The organism is Janibacter corallicola NBRC 107790 (assembly GCF_001570965.1).
Taxonomy (GTDB): domain Bacteria; phylum Actinomycetota; class Actinomycetes; order Actinomycetales; family Dermatophilaceae; genus Janibacter; species Janibacter corallicola.
In genome coordinates this window covers 1-21,222 of the sequence record NZ_BCSR01000048.1, presented here as the reverse complement: position 1 = coordinate 21,222, position 21,222 = coordinate 1, and the positions used below count along the sequence as shown (strand labels likewise).

Annotated in this window: 17 protein-coding genes, 1 tRNA gene and 2 pseudogenes; 8 read left to right on the top strand and 12 right to left on the bottom strand. The window is 71.6% G+C overall.

What is annotated here, in order from left to right; all coding sequences use genetic code 11:
- Nucleotides 1-920: pseudogene (locus tag JCO01S_RS13365) on the top strand (iron-sulfur-binding reductase); the annotation flags it as partial.
- Between the two features lie 105 nt (nt 921-1,025).
- On the opposite strand, the gene JCO01S_RS13360 reads toward JCO01S_RS13365, so the two are convergent.
- The 7 genes from JCO01S_RS13360 to JCO01S_RS13330 form a co-directional block, all read right to left on the bottom strand.
- Nucleotides 1,026-2,384, bottom strand: a complete 1,359-nt coding sequence (locus tag JCO01S_RS13360; protein WP_084342921.1) for an HNH endonuclease signature motif containing protein — start codon at nt 2,382-2,384, stop codon at nt 1,026-1,028.
- A 233-nt stretch (nt 2,385-2,617) separates the two neighbouring features.
- On the bottom strand, nt 2,618-3,550 hold the full coding sequence (locus tag JCO01S_RS13355) for an ABC transporter substrate-binding protein (RefSeq protein ID WP_068256669.1): 933 nt from the start codon (nt 3,548-3,550) through the stop codon (nt 2,618-2,620).
- The gene (locus JCO01S_RS13350) at nt 3,547-4,278 is read right to left on the bottom strand and encodes an ABC transporter permease (RefSeq protein ID WP_068256666.1); all 732 of its coding nucleotides are present in this window, start codon (nt 4,276-4,278) and stop codon (nt 3,547-3,549) included. The genes JCO01S_RS13355 and JCO01S_RS13350 overlap by 4 nt, the downstream gene beginning before the upstream one ends.
- Entirely contained in the window at nt 4,275-4,925 is a 651-nt protein-coding gene (locus tag JCO01S_RS13345) for an ABC transporter permease (protein ID WP_068256663.1), read from the bottom strand. The genes JCO01S_RS13350 and JCO01S_RS13345 overlap by 4 nt, the downstream gene beginning before the upstream one ends.
- Nucleotides 4,925-6,040: an ABC transporter ATP-binding protein gene (locus JCO01S_RS13340; RefSeq protein WP_068256661.1), complete on the bottom strand. Its 1,116-nt coding sequence runs from the start codon at nt 6,038-6,040 to the stop codon at nt 4,925-4,927. Before JCO01S_RS13340 ends, JCO01S_RS13345 begins: the two co-directional genes overlap by 1 nt.
- Before the next feature lie 34 nt (nt 6,041-6,074).
- Nucleotides 6,075-7,166, bottom strand: coding sequence for an enoyl-CoA hydratase/isomerase family protein (locus JCO01S_RS13335; protein ID WP_068256659.1), 1,092 nt, complete (start codon nt 7,164-7,166; stop codon nt 6,075-6,077).
- Nucleotides 7,167-7,220: 54 nt separating this feature from the next.
- Entirely contained in the window at nt 7,221-8,744 is a 1,524-nt protein-coding gene (locus JCO01S_RS13330) for an amidase (protein ID WP_068256656.1), read from the bottom strand.
- A gap of 71 nt (nt 8,745-8,815) precedes the next feature.
- Here JCO01S_RS13330 and JCO01S_RS13325 point away from each other — a divergent pair, with 71 nt between their 5' ends.
- A complete protein-coding gene (locus JCO01S_RS13325) occupies nt 8,816-10,207 on the top strand; it encodes an MFS transporter (RefSeq protein WP_068256686.1) in 1,392 nt (463 codons plus the stop codon).
- Here JCO01S_RS13325 and dcd read toward each other — a convergent pair.
- Nucleotides 10,204-10,779, bottom strand: coding sequence for a dCTP deaminase (gene dcd / locus JCO01S_RS13320; RefSeq protein ID WP_068256653.1), 576 nt, complete (start codon nt 10,777-10,779; stop codon nt 10,204-10,206). The genes JCO01S_RS13325 and dcd overlap by 4 nt on opposite strands.
- A 157-nt stretch (nt 10,780-10,936) precedes the next feature.
- Here dcd and JCO01S_RS13315 point away from each other — a divergent pair, with 157 nt between their 5' ends.
- Both JCO01S_RS13315 and JCO01S_RS13310 read left to right on the top strand, forming a co-directional pair.
- On the top strand, nt 10,937-11,296 hold the full coding sequence (locus tag JCO01S_RS13315) for an SPW repeat protein (protein WP_084342922.1): 360 nt from the start codon (nt 10,937-10,939) through the stop codon (nt 11,294-11,296).
- 9 nt (nt 11,297-11,305) lie between these two features.
- Nucleotides 11,306-11,872 carry a TetR/AcrR family transcriptional regulator gene (locus tag JCO01S_RS13310; RefSeq protein ID WP_068256651.1) on the top strand — a complete coding sequence of 189 codons (567 nt, stop codon included), beginning with the start codon at nt 11,306-11,308 and terminating at the stop codon, nt 11,870-11,872.
- Nucleotides 11,873-11,908: 36 nt separating this feature from the next.
- On the opposite strand, the gene JCO01S_RS13305 is transcribed toward JCO01S_RS13310, so the two are convergent.
- Together JCO01S_RS13305 and JCO01S_RS13300 are read right to left on the bottom strand one after the other, a co-directional pair.
- A complete protein-coding gene (locus JCO01S_RS13305) occupies nt 11,909-13,486 on the bottom strand; it encodes an SLC13 family permease (protein WP_068256649.1) in 1,578 nt (525 codons plus the stop codon).
- Between the two features lie 34 nt (nt 13,487-13,520).
- Nucleotides 13,521-14,711 carry an MFS transporter gene (locus JCO01S_RS13300; protein ID WP_245634447.1) on the bottom strand — a complete coding sequence of 397 codons (1,191 nt, stop codon included), beginning with the start codon at nt 14,709-14,711 and terminating at the stop codon, nt 13,521-13,523.
- Between the two features lie 61 nt (nt 14,712-14,772).
- Between JCO01S_RS13300 and JCO01S_RS13295 the strand changes: the two genes are divergently transcribed.
- The 3 genes and pseudogenes from JCO01S_RS13295 (at nt 14,773) to JCO01S_RS16280 (ending at nt 17,523) form a co-directional block, all read left to right on the top strand.
- Nucleotides 14,773-16,305, top strand: coding sequence for an arylsulfotransferase family protein (locus JCO01S_RS13295; protein WP_084342919.1), 1,533 nt, complete (start codon nt 14,773-14,775; stop codon nt 16,303-16,305).
- Nucleotides 16,306-16,640: 335 nt separating this feature from the next.
- Nucleotides 16,641-16,838 (top strand): annotated as a pseudogene (locus JCO01S_RS16285) (hypothetical protein); the annotation flags it as partial.
- 244 nt (nt 16,839-17,082) lie between these two features.
- The gene (locus tag JCO01S_RS16280; protein ID WP_245634448.1) at nt 17,083-17,523 is read left to right on the top strand and encodes a hypothetical protein; all 441 of its coding nucleotides are present in this window, start codon (nt 17,083-17,085) and stop codon (nt 17,521-17,523) included.
- Nucleotides 17,524-17,787: 264 nt separating this feature from the next.
- Here the strand turns inward: JCO01S_RS16280 and JCO01S_RS13285 are convergent.
- Nucleotides 17,788-17,858: transfer RNA gene (locus tag JCO01S_RS13285), tRNA-Gly, on the bottom strand.
- A gap of 75 nt (nt 17,859-17,933) precedes the next feature.
- On the bottom strand, nt 17,934-19,109 hold the full coding sequence (locus JCO01S_RS13280; RefSeq protein WP_157074631.1) for a low temperature requirement protein A: 1,176 nt from the start codon (nt 19,107-19,109) through the stop codon (nt 17,934-17,936).
- A 203-nt stretch (nt 19,110-19,312) separates the two neighbouring features.
- Here JCO01S_RS13280 and JCO01S_RS13275 point away from each other — a divergent pair, with 203 nt between their 5' ends.
- Nucleotides 19,313-21,181, top strand: a complete 1,869-nt coding sequence (locus JCO01S_RS13275) for an acyl-CoA dehydrogenase (protein ID WP_068256643.1) — start codon at nt 19,313-19,315, stop codon at nt 21,179-21,181.
- Nucleotides 21,182-21,222: the final 41 nt, after the last annotated feature.

Here is a 21,222-nt window from a genome sequence, read left to right as displayed (position 1 = left end):
CGGAGCAGAACGCCGCCCCCGCTTGGGAGGCCGATGCCCCAGCGGCCGAAGCGAAGACGCCGGCTGAGCCCACGACCTCCGAGGACAGCGTGGCCTCGCAGAACGCCGCTCCCTCGTGGGAGACCGGCGCCGCACCCGCGGCCGCCACCCCAGCCCCGGAGGCCACGGAGACCGAGGCGCCCGCCGCCGAGGACTCCACGCCGCAGCAGGAGCAGCCCGCCCCCGCTGCGGACGGCGACCTGGCCGCCCAGAACGCTGCCCCCTCCTGGGAGACCGGCGCCGCTCCCGCGGCCGCCACCCCCGAGCCGGAGGCGAAGCCGGCTGAGCCTGCGCCCGGCACGGACACCACGCAGTCCGAGGCCACCGCTCCGGCGGCTCCGGCCAGCGCGACACCCGCCGACGACGACCTGGCCGCCCAGAACGCCGCTCCCTCCTGGGAGACCGGCGCCGCTCCCGCGGCCGCCGCCCCGGCCCCGGCGGCCGCGGAAGGCGAGTCGGCGCCCGAGCCGGAGGCCCAGCCAGAGGCGGACGCCCCTGCGGAAGCAGACGCCACCCCTGCGCAGACGGAGACTCCGGCCGAGTCGGAGGCGAAGGCCGAGCAGCCCGGGGCCACCGCTCCACAGGCCCCGGCGAGCGCGGAACCGGCCGACGACGACGTGGCTGCGCACAACGCGGCCCCGTCGTGGGAGTCCGGTGCCCCGGCGACTCCCGCTGCGGCGGCGCCCGCTCCCTCGGAGCCCGAGCCGGTGGCAGCGACCGACGCCGAGTCCCCCGACGCGGACACCGAGCCCGCAGCAGCGGAGGAGACGGACGCCGAGCAGGACGCCCCGGCTCCGGAGCCGAGCAGCAGTTCCGGCACCACCGACCCGGACCTGCTCTCGGACCTGGCGAAGAAGAACGCCAAGCCGGACTGGGAGTGACCCGCTGACCACGGCGAAGGGGGCTGCGCGCGATGCGCAGCCCCCTTCGCCGTCTCCGGACACGGGTGGGTGGCCCCCTCACCAGGAGGCCACGGGGCGCGGTCGCTAGACATGCCAGGTCACCTGGGTGTCGGTGATCGTGGCGGTGAGGTTCTTCTCGTGCACGTGGGTGTGGTGCCGCCCGCAGAGGAGCGCGCCGTTCGTGACGTCGGTTCGTCCACCCCGGGACCACCACTCCACGTGATGCGCATCGCACCACTGACCGGGCATGGTGCACCCGGGGAAGGTGCAGGACCGGTCCCGCAGCCAGATCGCCCGCTTCTGAGCAGGGGTGAACCACCGCACCGCGCGTCCGAGCTCGAGCACCTCGCCCCGGTCGCCGAGGACCACCGGGATGATCCCGGCGTTGCACGCCATCCGGCGCACCGTCGCCGGTGCGAGGACCTCGCCGTTGGCGGCGACCCCTCCCCCGCACCCGGTCTCGTCACGCAGCGCGCTCAGCGAGATCGTCACGAGCACCTGTGCCTTGGCGGTCTTCGGCGCCTCTCCGGGAGAGGAGACCCCACGGGAAACCACCTCCAGGAGGGCATCGGCCCGGCGGTGGGCGGCGGAGCGCTCGTCCGGCTCGCCGTTCGGCCCGGTCACCGGCTCGGCGAGGGCATCGACCGCGGCATCCAGGATCGCGGCGCCCTCGGGGTCCAGCGTCAGCTTGTACGTGGACAGTCCCGCCGGCCCCGGGCCCTTGGTCAGGCTGCGCCCCTTCCTGGCCCGGCGGTCCTCGTCGTCGAGATCCCGGACGGGTTTGAGGAGCCGACTGGCGAGGGTGATCGCGGTGGCCAGCTCCTTCTCGGTCAGCCCGTGGATCCGGGTCGGCTCCCCACCCCCCGGATCCGCGAAGGCCTCGTCCTTCGCGCCCTCGAGCAGCACACCGACCTCACCGCCGAGCTCGTCGGCATCGACGAGCGGCGTCAGCTGGGTGTTGAACCGCAGCAGCTGGTCCGTCTTGGTCAGGGGCAGGTCACCACGGACGAAGGCCGCACAGACCTCCCGTGGCCCCGCACCTTCGTCCCCCACGGGTCGCGACGCCGCATCGTCCGGCACGACCAGCGGATCCTCACCGTCAGGCGTGGCGCGCGCCGAGCGGGCGACCCGCACCACCCTGGCGACGTGGCGCTGCTCCGGCCTGGGCGCTCGGGCCCCTTCCGCTCGCGCCACCCAGTCGTGGGCCGTCCAGGCCCCCTCCTCCGGAAGGCCGCGTGCCACCCCTTCGCGAGCCAACGTCACCTCGGCGGTCTCGAGTGCCTGCCGCAGGCGCCCCACCGCCGAGAGCCCATCGGCGACCTCGGCGTCCGAGAGGCACCAGGCCGCGGCACCGAGCTGCGATGCCTCCATCGTCGTGGCGGCACCGGCGAGTGCCGCGAGCACGTCGCTCGCGTGATCCGGAAGCACCGTCGCCGTTGACATGTTTCGATCATACGTTCGAGCACCGACAGCGCTGGCAGACTGACCTCGCTGGGGACAACCACGCCGGCCCCGGAGGGGATGTGGACAGGCGATCGCTGCCCGTCCGACTCGCCACCTGCCATGCGTGGCGGGTGCAGTGGGCAACCCACCCCGTGACCCCGGAGCGCTTCGAGGCTCGCCTGCTTCGCAGGCTCGCACCTCCGGGGCCGGGTCACCTCAGGGACCGAGCCGGCTCAGTCCAGCCCCTCCTCCTCGAGGAAGTCCTGGGCGACCTTGTCCGGGTCCTCCTTGTCCACGTCGGTGCGCTTGAGCATCTCCGCGACCTTGTCGGTGGTCAGCTTCGCGGAGACCTCGTCGAGGGTGTCGGACACCTTGTCCTCGACGTCGGAGCGCACGAGGGGCACGATGTTCTGGCTGCCGTAGAGCTTCTTCGGGTCGTCGAGGACGACGAAATCGTTCTGCTTGATCGCGGGGTCGGTGCTGAAGATGTTCGCCGCGTCGATCTGGCCGTTCTTCAGGGCGCCGCTCGTCGCCTGCCCCGGCTTCAACGGCCGGAAGCTGCCGAAACTGACCCCGTAGGTCTTCTCCAGCCCCGGGATCCCCTGGGCCCGCTCCTTGAACTCCGAGGGCGCGCCGAGAGTCATGTCCCCGGCCACGCTCTTCAGGTCACCGATCGTCTTCAGGTCCTTGCTCTCGGCCGTCTCCTGGGTGACGACGATCGAGTCCTTGTCCTCCGCGGCCGACTTCTCCAGGATCGCGGTGCCCTCGGGCAGCAGCTTCTTCAGCGCGTCGTAGGTCTTGTCCGGGTCGGTCTCGGAGAAGTCGGCGTCGTAGTACAGCGCCAGACCACCGGTGTACTCCGGCATGACGTCGACGGACCCCTCCTCCAGCGCCTTGAGGTAGACCTCGCGCGAACCGATGCCGGTCTTCGTCGAGGCGTTGACGCCGTCGGCCTTCAGGGCGCCCGCGTAGATGTGGGCCAGCAGCGTCGACTCGGAGAAGTCGGCGGCGCCCACGACCACGCCGGATCCGCCGTCACCCCCTTCGCCCGAGGAGGTCTCCATGGGGTCGCTGCCACCGCCGCAGGCGGTCAGGCCCAGGGCGGCGGTGAGCGACAGCGCCACCGCCGCGGTGCGGACGTGACGAAGTGGACGGGACGAGCTCATGAGGTGCCTCCTGCTGGTGCGGGGTGGGTGCTTGGGTCGGTGGTGCGGGGTAGTCGGCCGCTGAGGCCCGGGGAGACGACGATCCGCTCCAGCAGCGCGAAGGGGGCGTCCAGCGCCAACGCGAGCAGGGCCACGAGGATGGCGCCGCCGGCGGTGGCGACGTAGTCCGAGGTGGCCAGTCCGTCGATGAGGAAGCGCCCCAGCCCGCCGAGGCCCACGTACGCGGCGATCGTGGCCGTCGCCACGACCTGCAGCACGGCGGCACGGACCCCCGAGATGAGCAGCGGCAGGGCGATCGGCACCTCGACGGTGCGCAGCACCTGCGGGCCGGTCATCCCGATGCCGCGCGCCGCGTCGAGGGCGACCGGGTCGGTGGACTCCACTCCGGAGTAGGTGCCGGAGAGGATCGGGGGGACGGCGAGCAGCACGAGGACCGCGATGCTCGGGACGACGAAGGCCGCCGACCCCGGCAGGTGCGGCAGCAGCACGAGGGTGAGCGCGAAGAGCAGCCCGAGGGTGGGGATGGCGCGAAGGGCGTTGGCCACGGTGACCATCCACCGACCCCGGCCGGTGTGCCCGATCCACAGCCCGGCGGGGACCGCGATGAGCGAGGCGAGCACGATCACGAGCAGCGTGTACCAGATGTGCTCGATCAACCGGGCGAGGATGCCGGAGCTGCCGGACCATTCCTGGCCGCTGAGCAGCCACTGCAGGATGTCGCCGATCATGTGCCACCGCCCTGCTGCACGCGGCGCCACGGGGTGAGCGTGTGCTCCGCGAGCCGGATGAGCACGTCGAAGGCGATCGCCAGGAGGATCGAGGCGAGGACACCGGCGAACAGCTCACCGGCGATGTCGCGGTTGAAGCCGTCGACGAGCAGGTCCCCGAGCTGGCTGACCCCGATGAGTGAGGCGATCGAGATCATGCTGACACTGCTGACCGCGGCCACGCGCAGGCCGGCCGCGATCACCGGCACCGCGAGCGGCAGGTCGACCCCGAAGAAGCGGCGCGCCGGGGTGTAGCCCATCGCGGTGGCGGAGCGGGCCACCTCCTCAGGCACCGACGTCAGCCCGTCCACGACGGAGCGCACGAGCAGGGCGATGGTGTAGATCGTCATCGCGACGACGACGTTGAGCGGGGAGAGGATGCTCGTGCCCAGGACGAGCGGCATGAGCACGAAGAGCGCGAGCGAGGGGATCGTGTACAGCAGCCCCGACCCGGTGATGAGGATGCCGCGCAGCCAGCGGGTCCGCGTGGCCAGCCAGCCGACCGGGATCGAGATGAGCAGCCCGAGGACCAGCGGCACCCCCGAGAGCCAGATGTGTTGCAGCCCAAGGGATGAGATGTCACCCAGGTGGTCCAGGACCCACTGCATCAGCGTCTGGCCCCGCTCGGCGCCTGGCGCCGTTCCGCGGACTCGATGACCTCCAGCACCTCCGTCGCGCGACAGGTGCCGACGAGCACCCCGTCACCGTCGACGACCACGCCGCGGCGACTCGGCGAGGACAGTGCCGCGTCCAGTGCCCCGCGAAGGGGGCCGCCCTGCCGTGCGAGGGTCCCACCGAGGGCGAGGTCCTCCTCGGTGACCGCGCCGTGGGCATCACCCGGCCGGGCCCACCCCAGGGGGTGGTTCCCTTCGTCGGTGACGAGGACCCAGCCGTCGGAGTCCGCGTGTCCGCCCGCGTCACCGACCGCGGTGCCGAGGACCACGGTCGCCTCCTCGTGGACCGGGTAGTCGGCCGCGTCGAAGCCGAGCGCCCGGTACCCGCGGTCCCGGCCGAGGAAGTCGGCGACGAAGCCGTCCGCGGGCGAGGCGAGCAGCTCCCGCGGCGTGTCCAGCTGCGCCAGCACGCCGCCGGTCCGCAGGACGGCCACGTGGTCGCCGAGCTTGATCGCCTCATCGATGTCGTGGGTGACCATGACGATGGTCTTGCCGATCTCCGCCTGCAGGCGCAGGAACTCCTCCTGCAGCTGCTCCCGCACGACAGGATCCACCGCGGAGAAGGGCTCGTCCATGAGCATCACCGGCGGGTCCGCGGCCAGCGCCCGGGCGACCCCGACGCGCTGCTGCTGACCGCCGGAGAGCTGACTCGGGTAGCGCTTGCCGAGCGAGGGGTCGATGCCGACGAGCTCGAGCAGCTCGCGTGCCCGCGGCAGCGCGGTGCGGGACTTCTCCCCGAGGAGCATCGGCACCGCCGCGACGTTGCGCTCGACCGTGTGGTGCGGGAAGAGCCCACCGTGCTGGATGACGTAGCCGATGCCCCGACGCAGGCGCGCCGGGTCCATCGCGTGCACGTCCTCGCCGTCGATGGTCACCGTGCCCGAGGTCGGCTCGATCATCCGGTTGATCATCCGCAGGGTGGTCGTCTTGCCGCACCCCGACGGCCCGACGAGGACGGTGATCGCCCGGTCGGGCGCGGTCAGGTCCAGGTCGTCGACGGCCACTGCGCCACCGGGGAACCGCTTGGTGACGCCCTTCAGCTCGATCATCTCGGCTGCTTCCTTCCGGGGTGCTGCCACAAACCTACTGGGTGAAGAGCTCCAGCACCTCCGTACGGGGCACCGCGGCCAGATCGGGATGCTCCCACCGGGGTCGGTGGTCCTTGTCCACCAGGAGAGCCCGGACCCCCTCGACGAAGTCCGGGCGCTGCAGGAGGTTGCCGCTCACCACGGTGTCCGTGGCCAGCACCTCCCGGGGGGAGACCGCGGAGCGGGACCGGCGCAGCGCCTCGAGGGTCACCGCCACCGACAGCGGGGAGCGAAGGGAGATCTCCTCCGCCGCCGCGTTCGCGGCCGGGTCCGGGTGGGACCGGAGGCGCTCGAGGATGACGGCCGGGTCGTCGCCGGCGTAGCACTCGTCGATCCAGGCCCGGGTGCCCGGATCGGTCAGGCCCCCGCCCCGGTCGCCCGGGTCCCACGTTCTGCGTGGGCGGTGCGACGGCGTCGCGTCCAAGCGCACGGACCGGTCCGACGGCGCCGCCTCCACCGGCCCACCCGCGGCGATGTCGGCGAGCAGCCCGGGGACCGCATCGGGGTCGACCACGGCGTCGGCGAGGCCGAGCTCGACGGCGTCCCAGCCGTCGACCACGGTCCCGGTGAGGGCCATGTGGGTGCCGAGCTCCCCCGGGGCCCGGGAGAGGCGGTAGGTCGCGGCGACGTCGGGGAAGAAGCCGATCTTGGTCTCGGGCATCGCGACCTTCGAGCGCGGGGTCGCCCAGCGGGCGGCCGCGAACATCGAGACCCCGAGCCCGCCGCCCATGACGATCCCGTCCATGACGGCGACGACCGGCTTGTCGTACTCGGCGATCTGCGCGTCGAGGACGTACTCGTCCGCCCAGAAGTCCACCCCGCCGCTCGTGCCGGCGAGGTGGGCCTCCCGCACGGCACGGATGTCGCCGCCGGCGCACAGCCCCTTCTCCCCCGCGCCCTCGATGGCGACCGCGGCGATCCCCGGGTCCTCGACCCACTCCTGCAGCTGGGCCCGCGTGGCCACGACCATTTCCCGGGTGAGGGAGTTGATCGCCCGCGGACGGTTGAGCAGGACGCGACCGAGCACCCCGTCACGGGCGAAGAGGACCTGCTCGGATCCGGTGGAGCCGGGGACGAATTCCGCCATGGGCCCCACCTTGGCACACGGCCCCGACACCCGAGGGGCGCCCGGCGGGCGGGATCAGTCCTCGATACGGGCGAAGGCGGCCGCGGCCTCCAGCTCGTACGCCAGCTCCAGCAGCAGCCGGTCCTGGCCCCGCCGCGCCGAGAGCATCACGCCGACGGGCCGCCCGTCCGGGGTGGACCCGAGCGGCAGCGAGATCGCGGGCGCACCGGCGGCGTTGTGCAACGGGGTGAAGCCGACATAGCCCGTCACCCGCTCGAAGTGGGTGTCGAAGTCCAGGTCCCCAGCGAGGTAGCCGATCCTCGGCGTGGTGTGGGTCAGCACCGGGGTGAGGAGGACGTCGACCGGACCGAAGGCGCTGTCGTAGGCGCGCCCGGTGGCCGCCAGCCGAGCAACCGTCAGCGGGGTCCGGTGCATCCGCTTCGGGAAGCGCCCGGCCAGCCCGAGGGTGAAGGGGTCCAGCCGCTTCGGGTCGAAGTCCTTGCCGTACATGGCCCGACCGGTCCGCACGATCGCGAACGAGAGCAGCGACCAGTAGTCCTCGAAGTCGGTCTTGAAGAAGTCCGGCACCGGCGGGGCGTGGTCGATCACGTCGTGGCCGAGCGAGCCGAGCAGGGTCGCGGTGGCTCGCACGGCGGCCGCGGTCGCCTCGTCGGTGGCGGGCGCGAGCGGCGAGTCGACGAGCAGCCCGACCCGCAGGCGGTCACCGGGGCCCTCGACGTGCCCGATCCGTGGCCACCGCTTGGCGGGGTGGCGCTCCTCCACCGCGGCGACGAAGCCGGCGGTGTCCCGCACGCTCCGGGAGAGCACCCCGTCGACGACGATCTTCACCGGCATCGTCGCGTGGTTGGCGTCGTTGGGGTAGCGCCCACGGGTGACCTTGAGCCCGACGAGGCCGCAGGCGGCGGCCGGGATGCGGATCGACCCGCCACCGTCGTTGCCGTGGGCGATGGGCAGGGCGCCGGAGGCGACGAGCGCAGCGGTCCCGCCGGACGAGCCACCGGCGGAGTAGCGGGTGTCCCACGGGTTGCGCGTGACCCGGCCCCTCGGGCGCTCGGTCGTCGCGGTCCACCCGAAGGGAGGCAGGTTCGTGTTGCCGACCGGCACGAGCCCGGTCTCGAGGAACTGCTTGACGAAGGGCCCGTCCTCGATGACTTGGTGGACCGGCATGGCGTCCGAGCCCATGGTCATCGGGTGCCCGGCGGCGTGCACGTTGTCCTTGAGCGCACTCGGCACCCCCGCGAAGGCGACGCCCTCGGTGGTCGGAGCGCCGGAGCCGGTCCGACCCTGCCCGTGGGCGCCTCGAAGGGGGGCCTGGCCCACCCGGTCCACGGCGGCGGCCCGGCGCCGCGCCCGCGCGTAGTCGTCGTGGGCGAGCGCACCGAGCTCGGTGTCCACCCGCTCGACCCGGGTGATCGCGGCCTCCATGGCCTCGGAGGCACTGATCTCGCCGGCACGGATCGCCGCGGCGACGCCGGTGGCGTCCAGGCGACCGAGGGCGTCGTCGACGAAGGCGGAGACTCGGCTCCCTTCGTGCTCCTCGGTGGGCTGCTCGTACGGTGCCGGGTTCGTGCTGGTCATGCCCCGATGTTACTGACGGGTCGTCAGACCGGTGGTGCGGCCCGCGGGTGGGGCGGGAGATGATCGGGGGCATGTCGGATGCACCCGTGCTCGAGCGCGGCTCGCGACGCGGTCTGCTCACGCTCGCCGCGGTGACCCTCGGCTCCGGCATCGCACTGCTGGACCAGAGCATCGTCGGGATCGCGCTGCCGAGCATCGGTCGCGACCTGGACGCGGACCTCGCCGGGCTGCAGTGGGTCACCAACGGCTACGTGCTCACCCTCGCCTCCTTCATCCTCGTCGGCGGCGGCCTCGGTGACCGCTACGGGCGGCGCCGGGTCTACCTCATCGGGATGGTGTGGTTCGCCCTCGCCTCGCTCGCGTGCGCCCTCTCCCGGGACATCGGGTGGCTCGTCCTGGCGCGGGTGCTGCAGGGGTGCGGCGCAGCGCTGCTCACGCCCGGGGCCCTGGCGATCATCCAGGGCTCCTTCCACCCTCGCGACCGGCCGTGGGCGATCGGCACCTGGGCCGGCGTCTCCGGGGTCGCGACCGCGGCCGGTCCCTTCATCGGCGGCTGGATCCTCGAGCACCTCACGTGGCACTGGATCTTCGCGCTCAACGTCCCGTTGTGCGCCGCTGTCGTGGCGATCGCCCTCGCCGTGGTCCCCGAGAGCCGCGACGAGGTCTCGCAGGGGCGCTTCGACCTCGCCGGCGCCGGCACGACCGCCGTCGTCCTCGGGACCCTGACGTGGCTGCTGACGACCGGCCCGGACGCGACGGGACCGACCGCCGCCGTCGTCGGACTGGTCGCGCTCGTCGCGGCCATCGCCTTCGTGCTCGTCGAGCGGCGCGCCGCCCGGCCGCTCGTACCCTTCTGGCTCTTCGGCTCCCGCGTCTTCTCCGCAGCGAACCTGATGACCTTCCTCGTCTACGGCGCGCTCGGCTCGTTGATGTTCATCATCGTCATCCAGCTGCAGACCTCCTCCGGGTGGTCACCGCTCGCCTCCGGCCTGGCGACCCTCCCGGTGACGGTCCTCCTGCTGCTGCTCTCGCCGCGGGTGGCCGAGCTCGCGGCACGCACCGGCCCCCGGCTGCCGATGAGCCTCGGCCCGATGGTCTGTGCCGCAGGCGTGCTCGTCCTCTCGAAGGTCGGCCCGGGCACCCAGTGGCCGCTCGTCGGGCTCGGCATGACCGTCTTCGCGCTGGGACTGGTCACCCTCGTCTCGCCGCTGACCACCGCGGTGCTGGCCGCCGCGCCGGACCGGATGGCGGGCGCGGCCAGCGGCATCAACAACGCGCTGGCACGTACCGGCACCCTCCTGGCCGTGGCGGCGATCCCTCCCTTCGTCGGCCTCTCCGGGGAGGACTACCGGGACCCGGCGGCGCTGACCGACGGCTACCGGCTGGCCACCTTCGTCATCGCCGGCCTCCTCGTCGCGGGTGGCACGGTGAGCTGGTTCGGGCTGCGCGGCGCTCGGACCTAGACCTCGGTGCGGGAGAAGCTGTCGAAGGAACGGCTCGCGGTCGGCCCACGCTGGCCCTGGTAGTGCGATCCGTACTCCTTGCTGCCGTAGGGGTGCTCGGCCGCGCTGGAGAGGCGGAAGAAGCACAGCTGCCCGACCTTCATGCCCGGCCAGAGGCGGATCGGCAGGGTCGCGACATTGCTCAGCTCGAGGGTGACGTGCCCGGAGAAGCCGGGGTCGACGAAGCCGGCCGTCGCGTGGGTGAGCAGCCCGAGCCGACCGAGCGAGGACTTGCCCTCGACGCGGGCGGCCAGGTCGTCGGGGAGGGTGATCGTCTCCAGGGTCGAGCCGAGCACGAACTCCCCCGGGTGGAGCACGAAGCCCTCGGCCGGGTCGACCTCGATGAGCCGGGTCAGCTCCGGCTGGTCCTGCGCCGGGTCGATGACGGGGTACTTGTGGTTGTCGAAGAGGCGGAACCACTTGTCCATGCGCACGTCGATGCTGCTGGGCTGCACCATCGCGGGGTCGCCGGGGTCGAGCACGACCCGCCCGGCGTCGATCTCGGCGCGGATGTCCCGGTCGGAGAGGAGCATGCCCCGAGCCTATGGGAGGGCCGTGCGAAGGGGGCCTCCCGCCACCTCCGCAGTCACCCACCAGCTATTGACCGACTGGTCAAGCAGGGACGATACTGGAGCTGCACGATCCGCCACAGGCGCGACGGATCCCAAACCATGAAGGTGGGATGCTGTGATGCAAAAGTGGACTCGATGGCAGGACTGGGTGGCGCTGATCGCCGGAGTGGTCGCACTCCTGTCGCCCCTGGTCACCGAGACCGACACGACGGCGACGTGGACGATGGTCGTCCTGGGGGCACTGACCGTGCTCGCCTCGCTCTACTCCCTGGGCGCACCCGGTGAGCGGGACTCCGTGTCCGAGGGTACGCACATCGTCCTCGGCGTGCTGCTCTTCATCTCCCCGTGGGTGATGGGGTTCGCGGACCTGGGCGGTCTGGCGTGGACGGCGTGGGTCACCGGAGTGGTGGCCTTCGTGGTCGGCATCTGGGCACTGCCCCAGATCAGCCACACCCACCACGCGGCGCCCTCTCACTAGGGCAGCGCGGTGAACACCTCGGCCTCGCGTCGGGAACGCATCCTCGACGCGGCCGAAGAGCGGTTCGCCGGTGACGGGTTCGCCGCCACCGGCACCACCGCCATCGCGGACCAGGCCCGTGTCCCCAAGGGCCTGGTCTTCTACTACTTCCCCCGCAAGATCGACATCCTGCGGGCCCTGCTCGAGGAGCGGATGCCCTCAGCCCCGCTGTGCGAGCCGGCCGAGGTCGTCCGCCCCGGGGACCCCGTGGCCTCCCTCGTGAGCCTGGCGAGGAGGCTCGGTCTGGGCGAGCACGAGTCGGTCGTGCTGCGCACCATCATCTTCCGCGAGTCCGGCACCCACCCCGAGGTGCGTGAGCGCCTGCGGGTGCTGCGCGAGACCATCCTCGAGCTCACCGAGTCGGTCCTCGACGCCGCCGTCGAGCACGTCGTCGACCCCGTGCTGCGCCGGCAGGCCGCCCAGACCTTCGTCTCGGTGGTCATGGACGAGGCCAATGCCCGCCGCTACGACGGCGCCGTCCCCGACGTCGCGAGCGCCGCCAGCGTCATCGGCGCCGCGCTCGCGCCACCCCGGTAGGCCACCACTCGGTGCCCGAAGGGGGAGCACCCCACCTCAGTAGGCGATCGAGAAGACCTGCACGGCGAGGGTCATCACGGTCACCGTCACGAGCACGATCCCGATGAGGTTGAGCCAGAGCCCGCCCTTCATCATCTGCGGGATCGTCACGTAGCCGGAGCCGAAGGCGATCGCATTCGGAGGGGTGGCCACCGGCAGCATGAAGGCGCACGTGGCGGCCAGCGCGACCGGGATGGTCAGCAGCATCGGGTCCATGTCGAGGCCCATCGCGACACCGCCGGCCACCGGAAGGAAGGTCGCCGCCGTCGCGGTGTTGCTCGTCAGCTCGGTGAGGAAGATGATCACCGCGCCGAAGATGACGACGAGGAGCACCACGGGGAGCCCGCCGAGCCCCTCCGCCTGGTCACCGATCCACTTCGTGAGGCCGGAGGACTCGAACTGCCCGGAGAGCGCGAGCCCACCACCGAAGAGGAGCAGCACGCCCCACGGCAGCTCGACGGCACTCTCCCAGTCCAGCAACCTCACGCCACGAGCCGCACCCGCCGGCAACAGGAAGAGCAGGATCGCGACGACCATGGCGATCCCGGCGTCGCTGATCGGGGTGTCGTCGGGCCAGACGAGCGGCACCCCGACCCAGCAGACCGCCGCGAGAACGAAGATCGCGAGCACCCGCTTCTCCCCCGAGGACATCGCCCCGAGCTTGTCCAGCTCGCGCGACATCAGCGAGCGGCCACCGGGGATCTCCTCGATCTCGGGCCGGAAGAGCACCTTCGTCAGCAGGAACCAGCAGATGACCATGAAGACCACCGAGAGCGGCACCCCCACGAGCATCCACTGGCCGAAGCCGATGTCTATGTCGTGGTTCTTGCTGAGGTACCCCACGAGCAGGGTGTTCGGCGGCGTCCCGATGATCGTCCCGAGCGAGCCGATGGAGGCGGCGTAGGCGATGCCGAGCATCAGCGCGGTGCCGAAGTTGCTCCGGAGGACGGAGTGCTCGTCGGGGGTCTCCCCCTTCGCCTCCGGTGCGTCCTCGTCCGCGCCGTCGCGCCCCTCTTCCAGACGGACCACGAGCATGAGCACGGAGACGCCGATCGGCAGCATCATCACCGCGGTGGCGGTGTTGGAGACCCACATCGACAGGAAACCGGTGGCGACCATGAACCCGGCGACGACCATCGCCGGGTTGGTCCCCATCGTGCGGACGGTGACCAGGGCGATGCGGCGGTGCAGGTTCCAGCGCTGCATCGCGAGCGCGAGGATGAAGCCGCCCATGAAGAGGAAGATGATGTCGCTGCCGTAGGAGGCGCCGACGTCGTCGATCTCCGCCCCACCGATGACCGGGAAGACGGCGAGCGGGATGAGCGCGGTCGCCGGGATCGGGATGGCCTCGGTCATCCACCAGATGCCCATGAGCACGGCGGTACCGGCGGTGACCCGCGCGGCACTCGGCGCCTCCGCGGGCATGAGCAGGTAGACGAGCACCGCGCCGACCAGCCCGGCCAGCAGGCCCCACCGTCGCAGCCGGATGGTCCGCGGCGGAGGGCTCTCCTGGCGCTCACCGGGCGAGCGGTGCCCGACCTCGGCCCCACGGTCGGGATCGGGCGGCTGGCTCATGGAACTCCCTTCGTCACGTGTCCTCGGCCCGACGCTACCCAGAGCGCCGGACCAGTGCCTGCTGGGCGAGCAGCGCGAGCAGCACGGAGGCACCGACGAAGCCGACGACACCGGTCCAGCCGGCCCCCTCCCAGGCCAGGCCGCCGGCCCAGCCCAGGACGCTGGAGCCGCCGTAGTAGGCGAGGTTGTACAGGGCGGTGGACTGCGACCTGGCCTCCACGGCACGCGCACCGGCCCACCCCGAGGCCACCGAGTGGGCTCCGAAGAAGCCGGCGGTGAAGACGACCAGCCCGACGAGGACCAGCCAGAGCGGGCCGGCCAGCGTCATGACCAGGCCGAGGAGCATGACGAGCACCATCGCACCCATCACCCGGGACCGACCCCTGCGGGAGGCCATGACGCCGGCCCGGGGCGCGGAGACGGTCCCGGCGAGGTAGGCGAGGAAGGCCAGGCCGACGAGCCAGCCGGGCAACAGGTAGGGCGGTGCCACGAGCCGGAAGGAGAGGTAGTTGTAGACCGCGACGAAGCCTCCCATGAGCAGGAAGGCGATGAGGTAGAGGCCGACGAGCGGGCCGTCACGCAGGTTCGTGGCCATCTTCCCCGCCGCATGGCGCCAGCCGGCCCGGGCCGTGGGGACGAATCGCCGCTCGACCGGAGCCAGCAACGCGAAGGCGAGCGCCGCCAGTGCCGCGATGGTCGAGACGACGGTCAGCCCCACCCGCCACGTGCTCACCTGGGCCACCGAGGTCGCGACGATCCGGCCGGTGAGTCCGCCGATCGTTGTGCCGCCGACGAACCACCCGGCCGCCACGACCGCGACGCCGCTCTCCACCTCTTCGTTGAGGTAGGCCATGGCGAGGGCGGGCACCCCGGCGAGGAAGACCCCCTGCAGCAGCCGCGCGAGCAGCACCAGCCACAGCGACGGCAGCCAGGCGGAGACCAGTCCGAACACGGTCGCGCCGACCACCGAGGCGAGCATCGCGTGCCGGCGCCCGTAGCGGTCGCCGATGAAGGACCACGGGATCACCGCCACCGCGAGCCCGAGCGTGGCCGCGGAGATCGTCAGCGCCGCCGTGTCCGCCGTGGTGTCGAGGTCGTGTGCGACCTGGGGCAGCACGCCCTGCGGCGAGTACAGCTGGGCGAAGGTCGTCATCGCCGCGCACACGAGTGCGACGACCAGCCGGGCCCCGGTCAGCCCGCCGCCGGACGACTGACGAGTGCGCACCAGACCGACCCTAGGCCCCGCCCGGCGTCTCCTCCCGGGCGGCCGCCCTACTCTGGGGCCCATGACGAGGGAGTCGGGCGCGGGGGCCCGGAGGTTCCGCCCGGGGCGGCGTGACGTGCTCGCCGGTGGTGTCGGCGCGGCGGTGGGCGCCGCCGGCTCGGGGGCGGGCTGGGCGCTCACCGACGAGGACCGGCCGCCCGGGCCCGCACGGGAACCGGAGCAGGACGAGCCCGAGGTCCCCCCGCTGGAACGATTCTCCAGCACCGAGCTCCGGGCCCCGCGCACGACGGTGCGACGTCGGAGCGGCGGGCAACGGACGAAGGACCTCCTGTTCGTCACCCCGATGATGCCCAGCTTCCACGGCGTGATCTACGACGACTCCGGCAGCCCGGTCTGGGTCGACCCCGACGCCACCCCGGCCACCGACCTGCGCGTGCAGGAGTACCGCGGACGACCGGTGCTGACGTACTGGTGCGGGGAGTTCCTCACCACGACCGGGCACGGCCGGGGAGTCATCCTGGACCAGCACTACGAGAAGATCGCGGAGGTGCGTGCCGGGAACGGCGTCCTGGCCGACATCCACGAGTTCCTGCTCACGCCGCGCGGCACCGCACTGGTCATCGCCTACCCGGTGGTGCCGCGGGACCTCAGCTCGCTGGGCGGGCCGGTCGAGGGGTGGATGTACGGCGGCCGCGTCCAGGAGATCGATGTCCGGACCCAGGAGGTGCTGCTGGACTGGGACGCCACCGAGCACATCACCCTCGAGGACAGCCACAAGGAGCTCGATGCCGAGGAGGGCGAGGGCAAGACCCGCGAGCTGCCCTACGACCCGATCCACCTGAACTCCGTGGCGGAGGACGACGACGGCCACCTGCTGGTCTCGGCACGCCACACCTGGACGCTGTACAAGGTCGACCGGGCCAGCGGCGAGGTGATCTGGCGCTTCGGCGGCAAGCGCAGCGACATCGAGGTCCCTGAGGGCGGGGCCTTCTCCTGGCAGCACGACCTGCGGCGGCAGCCGGACGGCACGCTGACCATCTACGACAACCACGGCCGGGAGAAGGGCTCCCGGGCGAGATCCGCGGCCATGACCTTCCGGGTCGACGAGCGGGGCCGGACCGCGGAGCTGGTCCGGGCACTCCGGACGGGTGACCGGTACGGCTTCGCCATGGGCAATGCACAGCACCTGGCCGACGGCCACGTGGTCGTCGGGTGGGGGATGGCCCCCTTCGTCACCGAGTTCGACGTCGACGGTGAGATCGTCCACGAGCTCGGCCAGGTCGGGAACGGCTCCTACCGTGCCTACCGGTTCCCGTGGACGGGCCTGCCACGCACCGCACCGGACATCGGCACGGGGCGCGACGGCTCGGTGCGCGCCAGCTGGAACGGCGCCACCGAGGTCACGCACTGGCGGCTGCTGGAGGGCAGGATGCGCGACGACCTGCGGGAGGGGGCGACGGTCCGCCGCGACGGCTTCGAGACGGTCGTCCGTCGGGGCGACGGGGTGCCCTTCGTCGCCGTCGAGGCCCTGGACGGCTCCGGCACGGAGCTCGCCCGGTCCCGGACGATCCGGGCACGGCCGGAGCGCGGATGACGGCCCCTCCCGAACCCCGTCGTGCAGGGGCCGAGGTGGCGCCGACCGCATGGGACCAGCGAGGGCGGGGACTAAACGAGGTCATGACATGCCACCGAGACGAAGGGGGTCGAGCTTGACCCAGGAACGGGCCACCCTCACAGACTTGGTCCGACGCCCGGAGTTCGTCACCGACCTGCTCCAGATCCTCAAGAGCGTGGTCGCCGGCACCACCGCCTGGTGGCTCGCAGACCACGTGCTCGGCTCACCGCTGCCCTTCCTCGCGCCGTGGACCGCACTGCTGACCGTGCACGCCACCGTCCACCGTTCGCTCTCCCGGGGGTGCCCAGAGCACGGTGGCGTCGGCCATCGGCGTCGGCATCTCCTTCGTCATCGGCAACTTCCTCGGCGTGAGCGTGTGGACCTTCGCCCTCGCGCTCTTCGTCGGGCTGGCCGGTGCGCGCGTCTCGTGGATCCGCGACGAGGGTCTGGCGATCGCCACGACGGCGGTCTTCGTGCTCGGCAGCGGGTTCAGCCAGCAGCAGCCCCTGCTCATGGATCGCCTCATCGAGGTCGGCCTGGGTGTGGCCATCGGGATCGTGGTCAACCTGCTGCTCATCCCGCCGCTGCGCGACCGGCAGGCCAGCCGCTACGTCGACAGCATCAACCGTCGGATGGGGCACGTGCTGACGAGCATGGCCGACGAGTTCTCCTCCTCCTGGGAGACCGATCAGGCCGACGCCTGGTTCGAGGAGACCATGGCGATGAACAGGGAGATGCTCTCGGGCCTGGCAGTCGGTGCGCTTCGCCCGGGAGAGCCGGCGCTCCAACCCGCGCCTGTGGATGCTCGAGACGCGCCGGGCCCGGGCGAGAGGGCAGCAGGACATCGAGGGCGTCAGCTACGAGGAGATCCTCGGTCGGGTCGACGAGGGCATCTCCCACCTGCGCCACCTCACCCGCACCCTCCGGGAGTCCGCCTACGCCGAGGGCAGCTGGGACGAGCATTTCCGCGAGCAGTGGGCCGCGATCGTCCGCGATGCCGGCCATGCCATCGCCGACCCGGACACCGACGTCGCACCGGTCCACGACCGGTTGAACCGCCTCGCCCGGACGATGTCCGACGAGCACGGACTGCCGCAGGAGACCTGGCCGGTCTACGGGTCGCTGCTGACGAGCATGCGGCACATCGCGGTGATCGTCGACGACGTCGCGTCCGCTCGCAGCGTGCGCGAGGGCTGACCGCGATTCGAGGTTCGCGACATCGTTGACGGGGCGGGTGGCTGAACTCGCCGTGATCGTCGACTGCAGAGACTGCCGCCGCGGCCTCCACTCGAGCCACAGCCTCGACGGGCGTGGCCACACAGCCCTCCTGACCCGGCCGTCTGCGAGCACTACGGTCCTGATCCGTATCTCCAGACCCACGAGGCCGATCGCGAACCCGCACCACAAAAAAAGTCCTGAGCCGCGCCACCGTATCAACGATGACGCGACCCAGGACAAGGGAGCCGGTGACGGGAATCGAACCCGCGTGTCCAGCTTGGGAAGCTGGCGCTCTACCATTGAGCTACACCGGCACGCGCGATGGCGCCGGCGACATCGTAACCCACGCGCGACACGGCCCCGAACACGCCTCACCCGGCTGTCGGGTGTCAGGAGATCGCCCGGTCCCACACCTGGTTGACCACCACGGTCGCGATGAGCACCAGCCCCGTGAGCAGCACGCCGACACCGACCGAGGGACCGGCAGCGGCGATCACCAGGACGAGCACGGCGACGACCGCCCCGGGCAGCAGGCAACGCCGCACGGAGTCCCCACCGAGCCGGTGCAGCACCCCCACGGTGAGGACGAAGACCGCTGCTGCCCCGCCCACGAGCCACTCGACCGCGCCTGCCGAGACGTGGGCGTCGTGCGTGGCGACCTCCACCCCCGCGGTCACTCCGGCGCCGGTGGCCGCGATCGACGCGTACAAGAAGTAGTGCAGGTACCCGAAGGCCCACACCCGTCTCGGGTGGCCGGCGAGATCGGTCAGCTCCCGACGGAAGTACAGCCACCAGGTCGCGACGACGACGAGGAAGACACCGGTGACGAGCAGGACGAGGTCGAGCGTCACTCCTGAGCCGCCCCAGCCTCCCGCCAGCACGGTCTGGGTCGCCACGACCGTCGCGAGCACGACCTCACCGAGGACGATCATCGTCATCCCACCGGCCCGGTCCGCGACGTGATCGGGGTGGAAGGGGGTGTGCTCCCTTCGCTCGGCGACCATCGGCACCGCGAGCTCGGCCACGACGAGCGCGACGAAGCTCGCCGCGACGAACCGCTCCTCGGGGAGGGCGAGACGCAGGATCCACAGCAGCTGGACCAGCGAGATCCCTCCGGCATAGGTGAGGGCCACCCGCCGGCGGGCAGGGTCCCCCTTCGCCGCGCGGAGCCAGAGCAGGGCCATGCCGAAGCGCATCACCGCATAGCCGGCCACGACGACAGGTGATTGGCCGCTGGCGAAGAGCTCCGGCGTCCCGGCCGCCAGGATCAGCGCGCCGCCCATGATGACGAAGGTCAGCACCCGGAAGCCGACGTCGTCGTTGTCGTAGGCCGAGGCGAACCACGTGTAGTTCATCCACGCCCACCAGATCGCGAAGAAGGTCATCGCGAAACCACCGAGTGCGCTCCACTGACCGGCCACGACGCCTTGGTGCAGCTGCGTCCCCGCGCTCGCCACCGCCGTGACGAAGACCAGGTCGAAGAGCAGCTCGAGCGAGGAGGAGGCCCGGCCGGGCTCGCGCGGGTCACGCGCCGACATCGGACGGCGAAGGGGGGCAGCGTGCACCTGGACCAGTCTGCCGCGACCCCCCAGGGGCCTGCCCAGCCCGCCCGTCCCACACGCGCCCCGTGTGGGTCACGTCACCGCCCCCGTGCTTGATATGGCAAGCACCCCGGGGCGAGGATGGACATGACGTCAGGTAAGCGACCGCTTACCCACCCACCGTGCCGGCCGCCGCTGGCACCACGAACGAGTGCAGGAGGCCAGGAATGGGCCACTACAAGAGCAATCTCCGGGACCTGGAGTTCAACCTCTTCGAGGTCTTCGGCCGCGGTGAGGTCCTCGGGCAGGGGCCCTACCAGGACGTCGACGGCGACACCGCCAAGGCGATGCTCTCGGAGTACTCCCGGCTCGCCGAGAACGAGTTCGCCGCGTCCTTCGCCGACGCCGACCGCAACCCGCCGGTCTTCGACGCCGACGCCCACTCGGTGACGATGCCGGAGTCCTTCAAGCAGTCCTGGAAGGCCTTCACCGAGTCCGGCTTCTGGTCGATCGACCTGCCCGAGGAGCTCGGCGGCACCGTCGCTCCCCCGTCGCTGCGCTGGGCGATGAACGAGCTCGTCCTCGGCGCCAACCCGGCCATCGGCATGTTCGGGGCGAACTACTCCTTCGCCAAGCTGCTCTACCTCCTGGGCACCCCGGAGCAGAAGAAGCTGGCCCACTGGATCGTGCAGAACCACTGGCACTGCACGATGGTCCTCACCGAGCCGGACGCCGGCTCCGACGTCGGCGCCGGCCGCACCAAGGCCGTCGACAACGGCGACGGCACCTGGAACATCGAGGGCGTCAAGCGCTTCATCACCTCCGCCGAGTCGGACCTGACCGACAACGTCGTGCACTTCGTCCTCGCCCGCCCCGAGGGCGCCGGGCCGGGCACCAAGGGCCTGAGCCTCTACATCCTCACCAAGTACGAGGTCGACCTCGAGACCGGTGAGCTCGGCGAGCGGAACGGTGTCTACGTCACCAACGTCGAGCACAAGATGGGCCTGAAGGTCTCCACGACCTGCGAGGTCACCTTCGGGGAGAAGGAGCCGGCGGTCGGCACCCTCTTCGGCGACGTGCACGACGGGATCGCCCAGATGTTCCGCGTCATCGAGAACGCCCGCATGATGGTCGGCACCAAGGCGATCGCGACCCTCTCGACGGGGTACCTCAACGCCCTCGAGTACGCCAAGGAGCGTGTGCAGGGAGCGGACATGGTCACCCCGGCCAAGGACGCGCCGCGCGTGACGATCACCCACCACCCGGACGTGCGCCGCAGCCTCATGCTGCAGAAGGCCTACGCCGAGGGGCTGCGGGCGCTCGTCGTCTACACCGCGAGCCAGCAGGACACCGTCGACGCCGAGCAGCTGAGCACCGGCTCCGAGCAGATCGCCGAGGACTCCCCCGCGGCGATGGCGAACCGGGTCAACGACCTGCTGCTGCCGATCGTCAAGGGCCTGGGCTCCGAGCGCGCCTGGGTGCTGCTCGGCACCGAGTCGCTGCAGACCTTCGGTGGCTCCGGCTTCCTGCAGGAGTACCCGATCGAGCAGTACGTGCGCGACGCGAAGATCGACACCCTCTACGAGGGCACCACTGCCATCCAGGGTCAGGACTTCTTCTTCCGCAAGATCGTCCGGGACAACGGCCAGGCCATCGGCCACATCGCCATGCAGATCCAGGAGTTCGCCCAGGACGTCGACGCCCAGGGCGGCGCCCTCAAGGCCGAGCGGGCGCTGCTCGGCCAGGGGCTGGAGAACGTGCAGGGAATCCTCGGCGCGATGTTCCAGGACCTGATGGCCTCCGACCCCAAGCAGGAGGGCTCGGACATCCGGAACGTCTACAAGGTCGGCCAGAACTCCACCCGCCTGCTGCTGGCCGCCGGTGACCTCGTCATCGGCTGGCTGCTGCTGCGCCAGGCCGCCGTGGCCACCGAGGCACTCCAGGGCGCCTCGGAGAAGGACAAGGACTTCTACACCGGCAAGATCGCCGCGGCGAGCTTCTTCGCCAAGAACGTCCTGCCCCGCCTGGCCTCCGAGAAGGCCATCGCCGAGGCCACCGACAACAGCCTCATGGACGTGCCCGAGTCCGCCTTCTGATCCACCACGAAGGGGCCTCCCGCCGATCGGCGGGAGGCCCC